The organism is Actinoplanes sp. NPDC049265, assembly GCF_043197135.1.
Taxonomy (GTDB): domain Bacteria; phylum Actinomycetota; class Actinomycetes; order Mycobacteriales; family Micromonosporaceae; genus Actinoplanes.
Genome location: NZ_JBICSP010000020.1, coordinates 1 through 15,511, shown reverse-complemented (window position 1 = coordinate 15,511; position 15,511 = coordinate 1). Strand labels below are relative to the sequence as shown.

The 15,511-nt window shown below is 63.4% G+C and carries 18 protein-coding genes; 7 read left to right on the top strand and 11 right to left on the bottom strand.

The genetic code is table 11. The annotated features are described in order from the left end of the window. Window positions 1-23: 23 nt before the first annotated feature. The 11 genes from ACGFIO_RS35060 to ACGFIO_RS35010 form a co-directional block, all read right to left on the bottom strand. A complete protein-coding gene (locus tag ACGFIO_RS35060; protein WP_392833245.1) occupies window positions 24-1,298 on the bottom strand; it encodes a tyrosine-type recombinase/integrase in 1,275 nt (424 codons plus the stop codon). Further along, entirely contained in the window at window positions 1,298-1,504 is a 207-nt protein-coding gene (locus ACGFIO_RS35055; RefSeq protein ID WP_392833242.1) for an excisionase family DNA-binding protein, read from the bottom strand. Before ACGFIO_RS35055 ends, ACGFIO_RS35060 begins: the two co-directional genes overlap by 1 nt. A 91-nt stretch (window positions 1,505-1,595) precedes the next feature. After that, on the bottom strand, window positions 1,596-3,101 hold the full coding sequence (locus tag ACGFIO_RS35050; RefSeq protein WP_392833240.1) for a replication initiator: 1,506 nt from the start codon (window positions 3,099-3,101) through the stop codon (window positions 1,596-1,598). Further along, a complete protein-coding gene (locus tag ACGFIO_RS35045) occupies window positions 3,098-3,967 on the bottom strand; it encodes a hypothetical protein (RefSeq protein ID WP_392833237.1) in 870 nt (289 codons plus the stop codon). Before ACGFIO_RS35045 ends, ACGFIO_RS35050 begins: the two co-directional genes overlap by 4 nt. 17 nt (window positions 3,968-3,984) lie before the next feature. Further along, window positions 3,985-4,461 carry a Pycsar system effector family protein gene (locus tag ACGFIO_RS35040; RefSeq protein WP_392833235.1) on the bottom strand — a complete coding sequence of 159 codons (477 nt, stop codon included), beginning with the start codon at window positions 4,459-4,461 and terminating at the stop codon, window positions 3,985-3,987. A 287-nt stretch (window positions 4,462-4,748) separates the two neighbouring features. Further along, window positions 4,749-5,042: a hypothetical protein gene (locus ACGFIO_RS35035; protein ID WP_392833232.1), complete on the bottom strand. Its 294-nt coding sequence runs from the start codon at window positions 5,040-5,042 to the stop codon at window positions 4,749-4,751. Beyond that, window positions 5,042-5,413 carry an RRQRL motif-containing zinc-binding protein gene (locus tag ACGFIO_RS35030; protein ID WP_392833537.1) on the bottom strand — a complete coding sequence of 124 codons (372 nt, stop codon included), beginning with the start codon at window positions 5,411-5,413 and terminating at the stop codon, window positions 5,042-5,044. The genes ACGFIO_RS35035 and ACGFIO_RS35030 overlap by 1 nt, the downstream gene beginning before the upstream one ends. A gap of 901 nt (window positions 5,414-6,314) precedes the next feature. Then, window positions 6,315-6,773: a hypothetical protein gene (locus tag ACGFIO_RS35025; RefSeq protein WP_392833229.1), complete on the bottom strand. Its 459-nt coding sequence runs from the start codon at window positions 6,771-6,773 to the stop codon at window positions 6,315-6,317. Window positions 6,774-6,886: 113 nt separating this feature from the next. Continuing rightward, window positions 6,887-7,735 (bottom strand): FtsK/SpoIIIE domain-containing protein, encoded by an 849-nt coding sequence (locus tag ACGFIO_RS35020; protein WP_392833226.1) that lies wholly within the window; start codon window positions 7,733-7,735, stop codon window positions 6,887-6,889. Between the two features lie 112 nt (window positions 7,736-7,847). Continuing rightward, the gene (locus ACGFIO_RS35015) at window positions 7,848-8,801 is read right to left on the bottom strand and encodes a hypothetical protein (protein ID WP_392833224.1); all 954 of its coding nucleotides are present in this window, start codon (window positions 8,799-8,801) and stop codon (window positions 7,848-7,850) included. 136 nt (window positions 8,802-8,937) lie between these two features. Then, a complete protein-coding gene (locus ACGFIO_RS35010; protein ID WP_392833221.1) occupies window positions 8,938-9,312 on the bottom strand; it encodes a hypothetical protein in 375 nt (124 codons plus the stop codon). 134 nt (window positions 9,313-9,446) lie between these two features. Between ACGFIO_RS35010 and ACGFIO_RS35005 the strand changes: the two genes are divergently transcribed. The 7 genes from ACGFIO_RS35005 to ACGFIO_RS34975 all read left to right on the top strand — a co-directional run bounded on the left by ACGFIO_RS35005 (window position 9,447) and on the right by ACGFIO_RS34975 (window position 15,311). Continuing rightward, window positions 9,447-9,677 carry a hypothetical protein gene (locus ACGFIO_RS35005; protein WP_392833219.1) on the top strand — a complete coding sequence of 77 codons (231 nt, stop codon included), beginning with the start codon at window positions 9,447-9,449 and terminating at the stop codon, window positions 9,675-9,677. A gap of 196 nt (window positions 9,678-9,873) precedes the next feature. Next, a complete protein-coding gene (locus ACGFIO_RS35000; protein WP_392833216.1) occupies window positions 9,874-11,073 on the top strand; it encodes a hypothetical protein in 1,200 nt (399 codons plus the stop codon). Window positions 11,074-11,089: 16 nt separating this feature from the next. After that, window positions 11,090-11,899 carry a hypothetical protein gene (locus ACGFIO_RS34995; RefSeq protein WP_392833215.1) on the top strand — a complete coding sequence of 270 codons (810 nt, stop codon included), beginning with the start codon at window positions 11,090-11,092 and terminating at the stop codon, window positions 11,897-11,899. A gap of 158 nt (window positions 11,900-12,057) precedes the next feature. Continuing rightward, window positions 12,058-12,774 (top strand): NUDIX domain-containing protein, encoded by a 717-nt coding sequence (locus tag ACGFIO_RS34990; protein ID WP_392833213.1) that lies wholly within the window; start codon window positions 12,058-12,060, stop codon window positions 12,772-12,774. Window positions 12,775-12,871: 97 nt separating this feature from the next. Beyond that, complete coding sequence (locus ACGFIO_RS34985) at window positions 12,872-13,897, top strand: TIR domain-containing protein (RefSeq protein ID WP_392833210.1); 1,026 nt, start codon at window positions 12,872-12,874, stop codon at window positions 13,895-13,897. 22 nt (window positions 13,898-13,919) lie between these two features. Beyond that, window positions 13,920-14,687, top strand: coding sequence for a hypothetical protein (locus ACGFIO_RS34980; protein WP_392833208.1), 768 nt, complete (start codon window positions 13,920-13,922; stop codon window positions 14,685-14,687). Window positions 14,688-14,762: 75 nt separating this feature from the next. Then, entirely contained in the window at window positions 14,763-15,311 is a 549-nt protein-coding gene (locus ACGFIO_RS34975) for a hypothetical protein (protein WP_392833206.1), read from the top strand. The last annotated feature ends 200 nt before the right edge of the window (window positions 15,312-15,511 follow it).

Sequence of the window (15,511 nt, the reverse complement as noted above, 5' to 3'; positions counted from 1 at the left end):
CAGCAAAGTACAGCAACGCCCTCTTAACCGAGGGATTCGCCCAGCCGCTTGAGGGCGTCGCGGGTCTTCTTCGACGAGACCGCCGTGTAGATCTCCATCGTCACCGAGAAGCGCGCGTGCCGGAGGATCTGCATGGCGACCCTCGGGTGGACGTCCAGGTCGGCCAGGAGGCTTCCGCAGGTCCGTCGCGCGTCCCGGACGGTGATGCGGGGGACGCCGGCCTTGGCGCACCGGCGGTCCCAGTAACGGTTGAAGTTGCGCGGCTCGATTGGCGTTCCGAACCGTGTCGTGAACAGAAGCTGGATGCCGTGCCAGAGCGGTCCGGCCTCTTCCCGGTCCCGTTCGATGTCCAGATGCCGTTGCCGCAGAGCTACCGCGCAGATCGGTGGGAGGGGAAGGCCGGCATCGCTCGTCGGCGTCTTCGTCTCCCGGTGAAGCAGCTGCTTACCCACCCGCTGAATCTGTGCCTTGACCTGAATGGAGACCTCGTATTCGGTCACACAGGCGACGCAGAACGGCTCGCTGTGCTTCGAGCACGGCTTGTCCCAGCCGTCCCAGTCGATGACGTCGTCGGTAGTGCCGAGCATTTCGCCCTTGCGCAAACCGAGCACGAGCACCAGGACGTAGGCGGCATAGAACGGGTCATCGTCGGCACGGGCCGACTCCAGGAACTTCCGGGCGTCGTCGGTCTCCCATGCTTTCCGTCGACGGACCCGGACGGTCGGCAGTTTGAGATGCCGGGCGACATTGCGGGTGATCAGGTCTTCGGCTTCGGCCTGACTCAGCATTGTCCGGAGGGTCCGTCGGAGATGAGCCAGGCTGTTGCTGGAGAGCCGTTCCCCGCAGCACTGCCCAATTCCGCAGCAGCGTTGTTTCTCCTTTGGCCGGCGTGCGTCTTTCTCTTGCTCGCAACACTGACAAGTCCGTCCGACCTTGTTGATCCAGGTCTGCACTTCGCTGGTCGGCGGACTCAGTTTCTTCTTGCCGAGTCCCGGCAGGATGTAGAGCCGACAGGCGACCTCATAGGCCGCGTAGGTGCTTGGCGCGAGGTTCGGCTTCACAATCTCTTCGAGCCAATACGGCGCGAAGGTGGCGAACGTCGGCGTCCTGGTCGCGACCGGACCATTGGCCGCCTGCCGGTGGAGCTTGACCCACTTCTCGTGGACTTCGTCGCGTTCCTTGCCGTAGACGTACTTCCGGCCCCGCTTGCCATTCGGCTTGGTCACCCAGACGTAGGCGGCGTAGCCATTCTTGTAGGGGTAGATCGACCCCTCGCCGTTGTGGCGGCGGCCGGTCATCAGGCGACGTCCTGACGCTCGACCTGGGCCTGCACGTAGTCGTCTATCCACTGCGGCAGGATGCGCCGGTGCTTGCCGTCCTTCACCGACCGGATCTCTCCGGTCGCAATCTTCATCTTCACTTTCGAGAGGCCGAAGCCGAGGATCACCGCGACTTCGGCGGGGGAGTGCCACTTACGTTTGAGTTCCAGGTCTCCGAGAACCATTGATCTCTCCTTGGTGGTTGGTTGGGGAACAGTGCTGCCAGGCCCCGGGTCACCGCTGTGGAGTTTTCAAGGTTCGACTGACACGTACGTGTCAAAAGGTGGTGGCTTCGCGCATTGCCTCGCGGGCGTAGGCGGCTCGGCTGCGTGCCGCGTCGGCGGCGGCGTTGGCGAGCATCGCGTCTCCGGTGTTGCGCCATCCCGCTCCGCTGTAGGCGAGGGTGCTGATCACGACCGTCGTCTCTTCGTCGTCCTCGGCCTGGTCGTCGTGCTCGACCGTGCGCCGCCAGATGACCCGTGCGTCGCGCAGGATGCGGAAGGTGACGGAGTAGCGGCGGCTCTTGGTGAGGAAGTGGCCGCCGAAGCCGAGCATGTGCGCCCAGTGGCGAAGGCCGGCCCATTCCTTCGTGCAGCCGAGGGACCACGCGGCGTGGACCAGCCGTTCCGGATGGGTGCCCTCCGGGTCGGCGTAGAGGTCGACAAGGTCGCCGGTGATCCGGCCCGAGACGTGCCCGGTCGCTTCCGTGCTCTTGGTGGCGTACTTGGCGAGGTACGCGGCGACCATTGCATCGGTGATATCGCCGTCGCCCGACGTCTTGACGGGGCGCAGGTCGGCGTACCGGCCCTGTCCTTCGTCACCCCACGCGATCAACCAGCCGTCAGCGCGGCGCGGGTGAGCCGCAGTGGTGAAGCGGGTTCGTTCCGCGGCTTCCGCGATCGCGGCCATCAGGTCGAGGGTTTCAAGCTCGGACGGGGGAGGCACGATCGCGCCGGGGCAGTCCGGGCTGACGCCGTCGAGGCGCACGATCACGTGGTAATGCACGACGCCCCGCCGCTGCATCTCGGCGACCTTGCCGAAGTTCAGCCGGAACTCACCGGCCTGGACGCCGACCTCGCGGGCGATTCGGGTGAGAGCGCGGCGGATGGCGATGGTGGTGCGCCGCCACAGTTCGGGGGCCTGGTGGTTGAAGACGACCTGGGCGTCGTGGTCGTAGCAGTCCAGACACAGCGGCGTGCCGAGGATCTTCTCACCGTCGGCGTGGATGCGCGGGCACCGCAGGTCGATCCCATGCGGGCACAGGTCCTCATGGCGGCGCGGACGGCACGGAATCTGCTTGCCCGCCTTGCTGGCGCGGCGCATGTGCACATAGCCGAACGACGGCGCGACGAACGTGGCGAAAACAGCCGGGTGACCAGCGACCGTCGCGGGGATGCCTTTGCCGCCAACGAGTCCGGCACGGATGAGTTGGTAGGCGTCCCGGCGGTAGACCTCGGCGCAGGACGGGCAGACCGAGGCGCGCCGGTTGCCGCACGCCTTGTAGATGACGCCGTCCGGCATCGTCGCTGTGTTCATGTAACCGACCAGCTCGCCGGTCCTCGCGTCAGCGGTAAGCCGTTCCCCGACGAGGCGGATCGGCCGGGAGCACCCTGCGGCCGGCGTTACGTGGCGTAGCCAGTCGAAGTAGCCGGGGTCCTGGGCGCGGAGCCGGGCGAAGTCGTCGGCGTAGATGGGGCGGCCGGAGCGGCGCGATTCGGCGTTCTCCCCCGTGCCCGCAACCGAAATGGTTGCGGGCGCGAGAGGCAGCGTCGAGGCGGTCACGCAGTTGCCTTCACGGTGCGGCCGTTGTGCGGCCTGTCGTTCTCCAGATGGGCCAGAACGTCCGTGGCGACCTGAGTCGGGACGCGCAGGCGTACGGCCATCTGGTTGGGGTTGATGTCCTCGCCGTGCTCCTCACGGTGCGAGGCGGCGATGGTCCGGGCGTTGGACAGCAGCGGAGCAGAGAACCGCTCAGCCACGGCAACGGGCGTCACCGTCTCAACCGGTGCGGCCGGAACGGGCTTCGGTGCTGCGGGTGCGGTGGTCTTCTTGGCCGGAGTCCGAGCGGGCGTCTTCTTCGCCGGTGCAGCCTTCTTGGCGGGCGTGGCCCTGGTCTTCTTTGCGGCGGCCGGGCGGACCTTCGCCTCTGCGTTGTCTGTCGACGGTGCGGGCGAGGTGGCCGGTACAGGTGCCGTGACCGGGTTGGTGGGCCGAACTGCGGTGGCGGTGAAGACGAGCTTGGACAGGGCGAAGAAGGCCAGCGCGGGCAGCGCGGAGACCATCCAGCCGAAGACGGTCGATTCGGCGACAGCGAGTTGCGCGGTGAGCGAGACGCTGACGGCGGCGACCAACAGGACCATCGGATAGCCGACCTTCGCAGCGTGACTGCGGCGGCGACGGCGGCCAATCTCGATCAGAGACGCGGTCGGGATCAGTTCACTGATGACGGCGTTGGCCCAGCCGAACCAGTCGGCGGTGCCGGGCGGGCTGTTCTCGAGCGTCCAATCGTGGACGTGATTGAACGACGCTGCGCCGGCCATGAGGCCGACCAGCAGCACGATGAGCAGAAGGGTCCCATCCTGGAGACGGGCGACGCGGGTGGGCGCCGAAACGGCGGTGTCCGTGCCGGACACGGGCTTGGTGGTCATGACGTCTCCTTTCGGGATCAGAGGGCGGTCAGCAGAGCTGCGACAGCCGCGAGCGCGAGGGCGGCACGCAGCAGGTCGACGGCGAGCCGAACGATCTGGTACTTGCGGCGCACGGACCGCGACAGCGACCAGAGGCGGTAGGCGTTGTAGTTGGCGCCGTCCTTGTCGGCGAGACGCAGATCGGCGTTCAGGTCGGCGAAGGTCTGGGCGTTGGCCCAGCGCATGAAGCCGTGATTGCCGCCGAGGGCCGGCCGGACAGCGGTGATGAGCAGTGCGGTTGCACCGCCGATGAGCGCGAGGGCGAAGATCGCGGTAACGACGACCGCGACGGGCAGGTGGGCTTTCGCCAGGATGGCGGCGCCTGCGGCCAGGACGCTGAGCGCTCCGGCGAGCAGCATGGAGGCTTTCGTGTCGACGCGCGCCAGCTGGTTCTGCACGTCGGTCAGGGCGTCGGCGACGACGCCGGTCGGGTTGGTGTCGGGCTTGGAAGTCACAGCGGTGTCCCTTCGCCGGGTCGGGCGGGGCCGAGAGAGATGACGGCAATGACGCCGAGGCAACCGGGGCAGAAGACCGGGCCGAGGCGGAAGGCGAGCAGTCCGAAGACGAGTTCGAGCGGGCTGTCGTAGCTCGCGTGGGGAAGACGGCGAGGCCGTCGCAGTCGAGGCATGAGGGGACGCACTCAGGGCAGCGCTCGAACAGCTCGCCCATGAAGTCGTCACGACCGGCGGGCATGTGCCCGTCGATGCAGAACAGGCAGTCGAGGGTGATCATCGGCCCTCCCTCAGTAGCCGTCGCAGTGACGGCAGAGGTGGCAGGTGTATGGGCCGGGTTTGGTCCGGCTGACGTAGAACTCGCCGTCACACCACTGACAGGCAATGCGGACGTTCCCGACCGAGGCTTGACGGAAGTCTTCGGCCTGTTCCCAAGCGATCTCCGCGATCTCCGTTGCCTGGAGCAGGAGCTCGTCGGTGACCTCTTTCAGCTGGTAGAGGACGAACGCGGTGTCGAAGCAGTTGGCGGTGAGTTCTTCGTGAAGATCGAGGATCTGCTCACGCAGCCTTCGGTTGGTGGTCATCAGGACACCTCTGGGTGGCAGTCGAGGCATGCGCCGGACGAGCGCGGGATCTGGTAGTCCTTGAGCTGGCCGCAGGCCGAGCAGACGCGCTTGGCGCGGTTGGCCTTGTCGAGGGCGGCGAGCTGTGCCGCCGTGGCAGTGCGCTTCGGCAGCGCCAGGTCGATGCGGTAGAGGAAGGCGACGCGCTTGCCGCGACGCCACATCACCTGCGCCGCAACGGATTGCCCGCCGGGACGCAGGTTCCGGGCCTGGAGCTGACGCCGCGTGGCGTAGCCGTCCGGGGCGAGCTTGAACGGGAACGTCGGAATGCCGAACCGCTCGCCGGTGGGGTCGTAGAACACCATCGGGTCCTCCGGGTCATCGGCCGGCATGACGTCGGCCTGGTCTTCGCCGTGGGTGCACGGCTGGCCGAACGTGGGGAACTCGTAGCTGTCGCGGTCGACGTCTTCGGGCAGGAACGCGGCTGCACAGACGCCGCAGACGACCGGACCTTCGTCGAAAGCCGTTACAGAGAGCCGAATTTTGCGCGGGCAGGCGCATTCGGCGGAGACGCCGTTGTTGTTGTTTGTGCGCTGCTTCCCTTCGCCCGTGGGCTCCGGGTGCCGGTAGGCGCTGAGCGCATTGCCGAGCTGGCCGATGGTGTCCGCGTAGTCAGCGGCGGCAGCGTCGGTGAGCGTGCAAGGCGAGTAACCGAGCTTGTCGTCCTTGGTTGCGGACAGACCCAGCTCGGCCGCGAGAGTGGCGAACTTCTTGTTGTGCCACCGGCCTTGGCGGCTGGTGTCCTGGACGCCTCGCACATCAGCGAGGCCGTGCGTCGCCTCGTGGAGCAAGGTGACGAGCACTTCGGCAGGGGTGCGTTGCAGCCCCTCGCCAGAGACCAGAACCTCGGGCAGCTGCGTCTCGCCGTGCTGCCAGCGCAGGGCCGCGAAGTGGCCCCACTTCATCGCAGCGTTCGGTTTGGCAGGCGAGCCCGAGCCGACGACGAGAACGACGTTGGGCACCTCCGGGTGCCGTGCGCGGATCGCGGACCACGCACTTTCGAGCACGGCCAGAAGGCCGGCCGAGGTGAACGGTTGACACGTACGTGTCATGTCAGCGATCTCGGCAGTCATCGCGCACCTCGCGAGGACCGGGTGCCGAGCGACACGACCTGGACGCCCTTGGGCACAGGCTGAGTTGTGGCGGGCTCGCTGTCGTCCCGGGAGTAGCCGAAGCCGAGTTCGGCGTTGTCGGCTTGGCGGCGGCCGAGTCGGTGAGTCTCGATGCGGCCGGTCATCGGGCGCCGCCGTGGGTGCGATCCCAGTCCTTGGCAGCGGCTTTCAACGCCAGGACGACGTGCAGTCCGTGCCGTTGCGGGTCGTCGTTCCACAGGAACGGCGACAGCTCCAGGTCGAGGTCGATGTCCTCATCCCCGGTTGCCCGGTGCACCGGCTCGTGACGGCCGAGGTAGTCACAGAAGTAGTCGACGGCCCGGCGGAACAGACGGGTCTCGTCGGCCGGTGCGGTGGAGGAGTAGAGGTGCTCCCGGTTGCCGTACGCGGCCATGCTGATCGCGCCGATTGCATCGGCGGGCGGGAACGGGTTGTCCTCGGCGCCGCCGTAGTAGACGCCGCGGTTCCAGCCGTGCTGGACGAGGTACTCGGAGGCTCCGCGCAGGATGTCGGCCGGGGTGACGAGAGTGAACCCGTCGGTCTCGGCAGCGGTGCCGGTCAGATTTTGGGTACGGTGCATGACGCCATGTCCTTTCGGGGGCGTTGGTGGTGGCCGACGGGCCGGGGTTGCTTTCTCAGGGCTGGTCCCGGTTCGTCGGCTGTTCCTTATGTGGTGGTGCGGTGGTGCCTCCTTCAGGCGACGGCCCGCAGCTCAGCGGTCGCGTCGGTGTCGGGTCGGTTGGTCCAGGCCGCGTAGTCGGCGACGCGGATGATGTCCGCCGTCGTCATGAACGCGCCCTTGATGAGGCGAGGGATTCCTTCCTCGCTGATCAGGAAGCCGACACCCTGGTTGGTGGGGTCGACGGTGTTCGCGGAGAAGCCTTTCTCGGCCCAGCCACGGCCGAGGATGATGTCCGACGAGGCGTCGGTCGTGCAGCGGCCGGCGAAGCGCCAGGCGAACAGATCCCGCAGCGACGTCGGGATGATGTCGAAGCTGGGCCGCTGGGTCGCGGCGACCACGATGATGCCGACGGCACGGCCACGGGCGACAACGTCCCGCAGCAGCGCGGAGAACAGCTCCTGGGTCTTCTTGTCGCCGACGGTCGCGGCGAAGTAGGCAATTTCGTCGCAGGCGACGAGGATCTGACCGAACACGTCGTTCGGGCCGATCTTCTGCCGCCGCTGCGACAGCAGGTACGCGTACCGGTTGTCCATCACCGTTTGCAGCCGCAGCAGGGTCGCGATGGCGTGTTCGAGGTCAGGTCCGACGAACACCTCCGCCCGCTCGCGCCAGAGGCCGAGTTCCACCTGCTTGCCGTCGATCAGGCACAGGGTCACGTCCGGGCACAGGGCAGCGTGGCCGACGATGGTATTGAGCAGGCACGACTTACCGGCACCGGGCTCGCCGCCGATCAGCATGTTGCGGTAGATCATCGGCACGTTGACGGCGGAGCCGTACTCGTCCATGCCGAGGAAGACGGGGTCGAAGATGGAAAGAGCAGGCCCGACCGGAACACTCGGCAGGCCGGTTGCAGCGCTCATGATGAGGCTCCGATCAAGGGGTGGAGTGCCCGGCGCGAGGCGGATGCCGGCAGGCTTGCTCGCGCCGGGGCACAGGGTCGTTTGACACGTACGTGTCAGGGGTTGGCGGGAGTTAGGCGTAGTCGCGGGGGTCGAAGCCGGACGGCTCGTCGTCCGACGGCGCGACGTTGGCGTTGCGAGGGCGACGGGTACGCGGGTCGCCCGGTGTGTTGATGTTGGTTGCCCGCGCACCACGCGGGTCCGGAACCTCGGCGAGGTTCACGCCGACCGGCGGGACCGCCGGGGACGTCGGCGCGTTGGCCGGCATGTCGTCCGGGACGAAGTCCGGCAGCGGTGAGACCACCGTGTGAGCCAGCGGCTCACGGCGGGTCACATCCACCCGCACGAGCGCAGCGTGCTTACGCGACGCGCGGGTCACGCGGACCTCGTTGGCCCAGCAGGCGACAGCCAGCTTCTGCACCTGGCCGTCCTGCTCCAGATCCTTGATCGACAGGCCGGGCCGCAGCCACAGCCAGACGCGCTCACCCGCCGGGGTCGGCCGGGCAGGCAGGATCAGCGGCAACGTGCCGGACCGGTTCGTCGCGATGAACGACGCGAAGCACACCCGCAGCCGATGCCGCACGACCAGGCACCACACGGGCGCGAGCACCCAGTGCCGGACCTGGTGGAACATCGCAGGGACACCGACCAGGACGACGACCAGGACCAGGGCCAGCCACAGGGGAGTGGCCTGCATGAGCCAGGTCCAGCCGTAGACCACGCCCAGTGCGAGCACGATCTCCGGCAGCCAGTGCCAGATGATCCGCAGAACCGGCCAGGCGATGATCAGCGCGAACACGATCCCGCCGAGCAGCACGCCCGCCAGCACGGCGAGCAGGCCACCCACGATCGGGTGCAGGTAGTGACTCGCGACCGTGCCGCCCAGCAGGGCGACCACGACGAGGGTGATCCAGAAGGCGACGATGGCCTTACGCCGCTGGCTGTGACGAGTCGGTGCCTCGATGACCGTCACCGTGTTGCCCCGGTTCGAGCTGCCGAACGGCACGCGGGGGCTAGATTTGGACACGACGATTCCTCCCTCTCAGAGGGCTGGTTTCGATTCGAGGGACGCGGGGCCGCACTGGACGCCAATCTCGTGGCGGCCCCGCATCCTGCGGTTGTCTGATGGCTCCGACCCTCAGGGCCAGCCGGAGCAGCGGACGTCAGGCAGAAGTGCCGGCCATGGCCGGAACCCGCGTCTCCACGGGCTCAAGCGCGGTGCACTTGAACGACACACCCGAGTTGATGTCGCCGTCCTTGCGCTTGTTGGCCCAGGGGAACGCCTCCAGGCCGGTCGGGATGACCTGCTCGCAGACGTCAGCGGTCGGCTTCTCGACGTTGCAGACGGCCACGTTGAAGACCGCGCTCCACCCGCGACCGCGGGCGTACAGCACGACCATCCAGACCGGCAGCTGCGTCTCGAAGTCCAGCTTCTGAACCTTCGTCTTCTCGTCCAGCTTCGGCGTCGCGACCTGCGAGACCTCGAAGATGACGTGCGTGGTGTCCAGCATCAGGCGGGGCTGGAGGTTGCTCGGCATTTCTGACTCCCTTTTGGTTGAGGCACCCGACGCGGGTGCCGGGATGCGCTTCAGGACAGAAGCGCAACTTTGTTGCGCAACAAGGTAGCGCAACGTGGGGAGTAAGCGCAACGGCGTTGCGATACTCTGTTCTGGTGACCGACCCTCGCGAGTCTCTTCGAGCTGCAACGCTGCGCTACCGCAGCACGGCGGCCGAGCATGAAGAGGCCCGCAAAGAAGCGATCGAAGCCGTCCTCGACGCCCTGAGGTCTGGCTTGGCACCCGTTGAGGTCGAACAGCTGTCGCCGTTCACCGGTGCCTACATCCGACGGATTGCCCGTGACAGCGGCATCCCGCCGGCAGCGCCCGGACCTAAGCGCGTCTGACTACGGCCCCTTCATAGGTCGCTCCCTAGATCGATCAGATCGACGTTGTTGATGTCCCAAGTCAACGCCGCACGGCACCTGATCTGCACGAACTCAGCCGGAACTGATCCGGAACTCGCGCGCACCACACGCGAATCCGCATCGATCGCCGTGGCTACACTCCGGTCAGGAACGCTCACGTTTGGGGGAGGTGGCAATGCACGTCGTCAGCAGGTGGTTGGGCAGCACAGCGACGTCGCTGCGCCTCGCCCTGCGGATGTCCTACGACGAGTTCGCCGGGAAGCTCGACATGAGCGCCCGAGGCGTAGCCAAGTGGGAGAGCCAGCCGGACAAGGAACTCGCCCTCCGCACGCAGCAGTTGCTCGACACGGTCCTGAAGCTCACCGACGACGACGTGCGCGCCCGCTTCGCGCTGTTGGAGACCGAGAACGCAGCGGCAGAGCGGGCCGTATCCGTTCCGGCGACGATCGAGCTGCCGCAGGCAACCCTGACTCGGGTGACCCCTGAACTCCTTAGGTCCCTCAGCGCAGGCCTGAACCACCATTACACCGCCGACAACATGCTCGGCCCCCGCACGCTGTTCCCCGTCATCAAGGCGCAGGCCGACACCATCGAGAACCTCGCCCAGGGCGCCAGCGGCAACATGCTGATGGAGCTTTTGGAGATCGGGGCCGGGTACGCCGAGTTCGCCGGTTGGCTGGCGCAGGATTCCGGCGATCCCCGCACCGCGACCGATTGGTACCGGCGGGCGCTCGAATGGGCCGAGGCGGCAGGAGACGACCGCATGGCCGGCTTTGTGCTCACGCGGCGTGCGGTCCAGGCCAACGGAGCCCGTCAGGGTGCCCACGCCGCCCAGCTCGCCCACGCGGCCCTCCGCAGCGACCACCCGAAGACGACTCGCGTGCGAGCAATCGCGGCGCAGACCGAGGCAGTCGGGTACGCGATCGCGGGTTCGAGCTCCGACGCCGACCGCGCTCTTGACCTGGCCGAGATCCTGGTCGACCAGTCAGCCGACACCGAGCCGGTAGTAGGGGACCCGTCCATCGGACGTTACTGCGCACCCAGGCTTTACCTCGACATCTCCAAGGCAAAAGTCCAGCTGGAGCTGGGCCGAGGCGACGCTGCAATCGCCGCGTTCATGAATGTCCTCGACCAGCTGCCGCCGGAGTTCCACCGAGACCGGGGTCAGTACCTCGCTCGCCTCGCGCAGGCATACGCAGTGGCTGGAGCACCGGGGGAGGCGTGCGCCACGGCCGAGGAAGCGTTGGCGATTGCGATCACCACGGGTTCATCTCGTACCATCAGGGACCTGCGGAGCCTCATCAAGCAGCTAGGTCCGTGGTCGACAACAGCGCCGGTCGTCAGACTCAACGGACTCTTGGCCGGCACGAAGTGACGGAGGTCCGACGAGCGTGTTCGCTCTAGCCACCGATGCCGCCCCCGGCCGCCCCAACGAGGATTTTGTGGTAGCGACGCCAGATATCGCCGTGGTCGTCGATGGTGCCGGTATCCCGTTCGGAGGCTGCCACCATGGTGTTTCTTGGTACTCGCAACAGCTGGGTGCTCGGACACTAGCAGCGTTGATACGCGAACCCCACAGTTCACTGACCGACGGGCTTGCCGCAGGCATTGAGGCGGTAGCAGATCTTCACCGCGACGAGTGCGACCTGACGGATCCCGGAACCCCGTGCGCCGCGATCGGGATTCTTCGAGTCGGTGATAAATATGTGGAAACACTCGCTCTATCCGACGTGAGCGTTGTCGTCGACCTAGAGACGGGGCTCGAAGTTACGTGCGACCTCTCGATTGAGGAGATAAGCGGAACCGAGCCGGATGCAGTCAGAGGACTTCGGTTCGGCGCCGCCGACCATACGGCAGCACTGGCAGCTCTCGTTGCCAATCAAACAGCAACACGTAACAGACCCGGTGGATGGTGGGTTGCAGCAGCGATGCCTGAGGCGGCGCAGCATGCGCGGGTTGCGAGATTCCCGCGTGTCAGTCTCCGACGGGCGGCCGTCTTAACTGATGGGGCGTCGAGACCGGTAGATCAGATGCATTGTTACACGTGGACAGATTTTCTGGATCTACTCGACAAACTTGGACCATCAGGCTTGATCAACCACGTGCGACGTATTGAATTGAATGACCCTGAGGGAGATCGATACCCTCGAACGAAAAGGCATGACGATGCCACCGTCGCACAATACGGCTTTCCGAATTAAGTCATCCGTAAGGGCAATAGGTAATTCCCAAAAAGGTGTGCGGAGGCGGACCTTGCGCGGCGACACGCGCGCTTGGTCATTGACTCAGCGGTGCGCGCCTGTTGTTATGGTACCGAGCGGCATTTACGTCAGGTTGACAGCAGAGTACCATCGATCTTATGGCAGAACGTCCAGGAATGCTAGACGAAGATATAAGAGTCACCACAGACATCGCAATATTCACCATTCTTGAGGGGCATCTCAAGGTCCTTCTGATTCGCCGACGTGATACGCCTTTCCGGAATAAATTAGCTCTCCCTGGCGGGCACGTGCGGCGAAACGAAGACGTTAAAAGCGCAGCGGACAGAGAGCTAGGCGAAGAAACAAACATTCCCGGCAAGACACTTATTCTCGACCAATTGGCAGTCAAGAGTGAGCCAAAAAGGGATCCTAGGACGCGAGTCATTACCGTGCCCTTCGTTGCTATTGCTCCGGATGTCAGCACGCCGAAAGCGGGATCGGACGCGCTCGAAGTGACGTGGGTAGACGCGGATGGAGTGGTCGATGGCTCGGTCAAGGTTGCGTTTGATCACCGCGAAATTGTGAGGGACGCCCGCGAGCACGTCCGAGCAAAGCTAGAAAGTACCACTATTGCAACCGGCTTTTGCGCAGACGAATTCACAATCGGTGATTTGCGAACCGTCTATGAAACAGTCTGGGGAATTCAGCTGGACCCGCGAAACTTCAACAGGAAAGTTTTGCACACCATCGGCTTCGTGAAACCCACGGGGAAGCAGAGGTCAACCGGTCTCGGCAGGCCAGCAATGTTATATCGCGCCGGTGGCGAAAAGATCTTGCGTCCACCCATGTTAAGGACAGAAGAATCGCGAGGCTAAATTTTACAGTGTCCGAGTCCTTCGCCTATGATATAGCCTCGATTGCCCGATAAGGCTAAGAGAAGTAGCGCTCACTTTTAGGGATGGATAGCGAGATATGCGAATTTTCCTCGCAAGCTCGACAGAGGCTCAGCAGTCTGGTCATCTCTTGAAGGTTGCTTCTTGGATAGAGAAGCGCGGGCACACACCTCTGCCGTGGGATAGCCCAGAACTATTCTCACCAGGCGAATACACCTTCGATACGTTGGGAGTACTAGCCCGAGAGGTCGATGCGGCAATCTTTATCTTTTCCGAAGATGATCGCATCTGGTATCACGGACGCGACAGCATGAAGCAGCCTCGCGATAACGTCCTGATTGAGTACGGGTTATTCACTGGGGTTCTTGGTAAGGAACGGGCAATCGTATGTCGAGTCGGCAGTCCGAAGATGGCTTCTGATCTCGGGGGCCTGACGAACGTCCGTCTAGACTCAGAAATCCGCGCCGAAATCCAGATCGCTCAATGGCTCTCGAACCTGCATCGATCCTCCTTGGCGCAGAACATTTATCACATGGACTCCCCATTTCAGTCACTTGGAAAGGAGTCCCTCTTCAGACAGGGCACAATGCTCATCAAGCAAGCCAGGCGGCAGATTGCCTTGGTTGCGAAAACCCCTATTGTTCTTGTCGGCTGCCGGCCGTATGACGACTCCCAGAAGCCCAAGTCGTATGAACAAGAGCAGTTTGATGAATACTGTTCAATTGTCGAGAGAAGCTCCACATCGTCCCTAAATCCGTTGAACTTCGTTTGTGTTAGCTCGAAGCCAGCGGTCTTGAATGAGCTTGAAACGCGGGGAGGATCGCTCCCGTTCGCTCGAGTGAGGGCGAATCATACCAGACTGGCTGAGGCTGAGGACCGAGACGGTTCCCGCTTTAGACTTCGGTGGCACGATGACCTAAAGCCGATGAGTTTCTTGGTAGCCGATGATAAATTCATTATTTGGTTCAAAGATGGTAGCGGTGACAGTGTTTGGATCACGGCGCATAATGAGACAATATCCAGCGCCCTATACTCAAGGGCAAACAAAATTGGAGTTCGCTTAGATCCAGGAGCCGTCGCGAGTGATTTTGGCTCTGCGTCCTAGGCCGGAATGGCGAGGTAGATTCATGCCGAAAGTCGACTACGACTTTGCTGTAATCGCCGTCCAAGAGGACGAGCTGAACGCCATACTACAGCGCGTGACCCTAATAGGCATACGATCGTACCGTGATAGAGATTATATTGACGTGACGGTCGATGACGCTAATGGTGCGGGTCGGCTCACTGGAGTGATAGTTCCGATGCATGACGTCGGACGCGTCGAAGCTGCTATCACAACAATGCGCCTACTGGAGCATGTTCAGGCGCGCCATCTCTTGCTTGTCGGGGTTGCAGGGGGTTTCCCAAGCAACGGTGTGGCCTTAGGCGACGTGCTGGTGGCAAGCTCGATTGTTGACTACGAGTTTCAGCGGGTCGCGAATCCAGTCGAATACCGGCTCCGAACATTCCTCGCGGACAAGGATCTGTTAGAAGCGAGTAGGGCCGTAAACGTCAAGAACGAATATAATGGAAGAGTTCCGAAGGTCCACTATGGATCGGTGATGTCGGGCGACAAAGTCATTGCTTCTGAAGCGGGAATATCTAATCTCCTGCACGTCGAGCCGCTATCTGTTGGCGTCGAAATGGAGGGTGCCGGAGTCGCTGCTGCCCTAATCGACAATGGGGGCGCCAAGCCGTTCCTAATGATTCGCGGTGTTGTAGACTTCGCCAATGATAACAAGCGTAGCGATTCAAAAGTGTGGATCGGTGCAGCATGCGCTGTTGTCGCTGATGTAACTCTTTCGACCGTCATTCTGGCTTGTGGTGCGTGCCGTGAAGATCCGCCGAAAGTCTAGATCGGATGTGGTCTACACCCGTCGACCAACATGTTTCCTTGTGTGGGCGGAACTTCCGTGGACATAATACGCTCTATGTTTAAAGGCAACCGCTTTCCATCTGGTTCTCGCAGTCAGGTGTCAATCGAAGAATTGCGAGACAGCCTCTGGACGTCTATAGATCCTGCGGCATATGAGGGATCGGGTGAAAAATATCAGGTATCGCTCATGGAGCAGTACAAGATTTACGTAGAAATGACGGACCGTGTAAGCGCTCGGAGGAGCTTGAATAATACCTTCTTTCTAGTGGTCAATGCTGGAATTATTGCTGGATTTGGTCCTATCGCGTCGTACCTGGAGCGAGGGGGAGTCGTTGTTTTGATCCCTCTCGTCATGCTCATATTTCAATGCGCAGTGTGGTACTTCACCCTTCGCTCCTATCGACAACTTGGCTCAGTAAAGTATCGCGTGATAGGGGTTCTGGAGGAACGGCTTCCCGCTTCCCCGTACTGGAGTGCGGAGTGGAAAGCAGTCGGGCAAGGAAAAAGACAAGGCCTTTACCTCCCGATCACCCGTTTGGAGCAAGTCACTCCAGCCATATTCGGAATCGCATACCTCGTTGTGTTGCTTTTAGTGGCTACCTAAGGATGCGGGTATCTCATCCCAGCCTCTGTTCGCTCCCGTGACTGACGATGAGATTTACTGTTCATCCCTAGAGCAGGTTCTGGCCGTCAGGCTGCCCGAGTGACCCTAAAAGCTCCTATCACGATCTCTGTTTGGTCCAGTTGATCAAGCGGCGCCAGCAGATCAGGGCGCAGGCGAGACCGACGAAGCCGTCGTGGATA

Excerpts from the sequence above, each read along its gene's own strand:
- ACGFIO_RS35060 (WP_392833245.1), bottom strand. The coding sequence starts at position 1,298 with ATGACCGGCCGCCGCCACAACGGCGAGGGGTCGATCTACCCCTACAAG.
- ACGFIO_RS35055 (WP_392833242.1), bottom strand. The coding sequence starts at position 1,504 with ATGGTTCTCGGAGACCTGGAACTCAAACGTAAGTGGCACTCCCCCGCC.
- ACGFIO_RS35045 (WP_392833237.1), bottom strand. The coding sequence starts at position 3,967 with ATGACCACCAAGCCCGTGTCCGGCACGGACACCGCCGTTTCGGCGCCC.
- ACGFIO_RS35035 (WP_392833232.1), bottom strand. The coding sequence starts at position 5,042 with ATGACCACCAACCGAAGGCTGCGTGAGCAGATCCTCGATCTTCACGAA.
- ACGFIO_RS35030 (WP_392833537.1), bottom strand. The coding sequence starts at position 5,413 with ATGCCGGCCGATGACCCGGAGGACCCGATGGTGTTCTACGACCCCACC.
- ACGFIO_RS35025 (WP_392833229.1), bottom strand. The coding sequence starts at position 6,773 with ATGCACCGTACCCAAAATCTGACCGGCACCGCTGCCGAGACCGACGGG.
- ACGFIO_RS35020 (WP_392833226.1), bottom strand. The coding sequence starts at position 7,735 with ATGAGCGCTGCAACCGGCCTGCCGAGTGTTCCGGTCGGGCCTGCTCTT.
- ACGFIO_RS35010 (WP_392833221.1), bottom strand. The coding sequence starts at position 9,312 with ATGCCGAGCAACCTCCAGCCCCGCCTGATGCTGGACACCACGCACGTC.
- ACGFIO_RS35000 (WP_392833216.1), top strand. The coding sequence starts at position 9,874 with ATGCACGTCGTCAGCAGGTGGTTGGGCAGCACAGCGACGTCGCTGCGC.
- ACGFIO_RS34990 (WP_392833213.1), top strand. The coding sequence starts at position 12,058 with ATGGCAGAACGTCCAGGAATGCTAGACGAAGATATAAGAGTCACCACA.
- ACGFIO_RS34985 (WP_392833210.1), top strand. The coding sequence starts at position 12,872 with ATGCGAATTTTCCTCGCAAGCTCGACAGAGGCTCAGCAGTCTGGTCAT.
- ACGFIO_RS34980 (WP_392833208.1), top strand. The coding sequence starts at position 13,920 with ATGCCGAAAGTCGACTACGACTTTGCTGTAATCGCCGTCCAAGAGGAC.
- ACGFIO_RS34975 (WP_392833206.1), top strand. The coding sequence starts at position 14,763 with ATGTTTAAAGGCAACCGCTTTCCATCTGGTTCTCGCAGTCAGGTGTCA.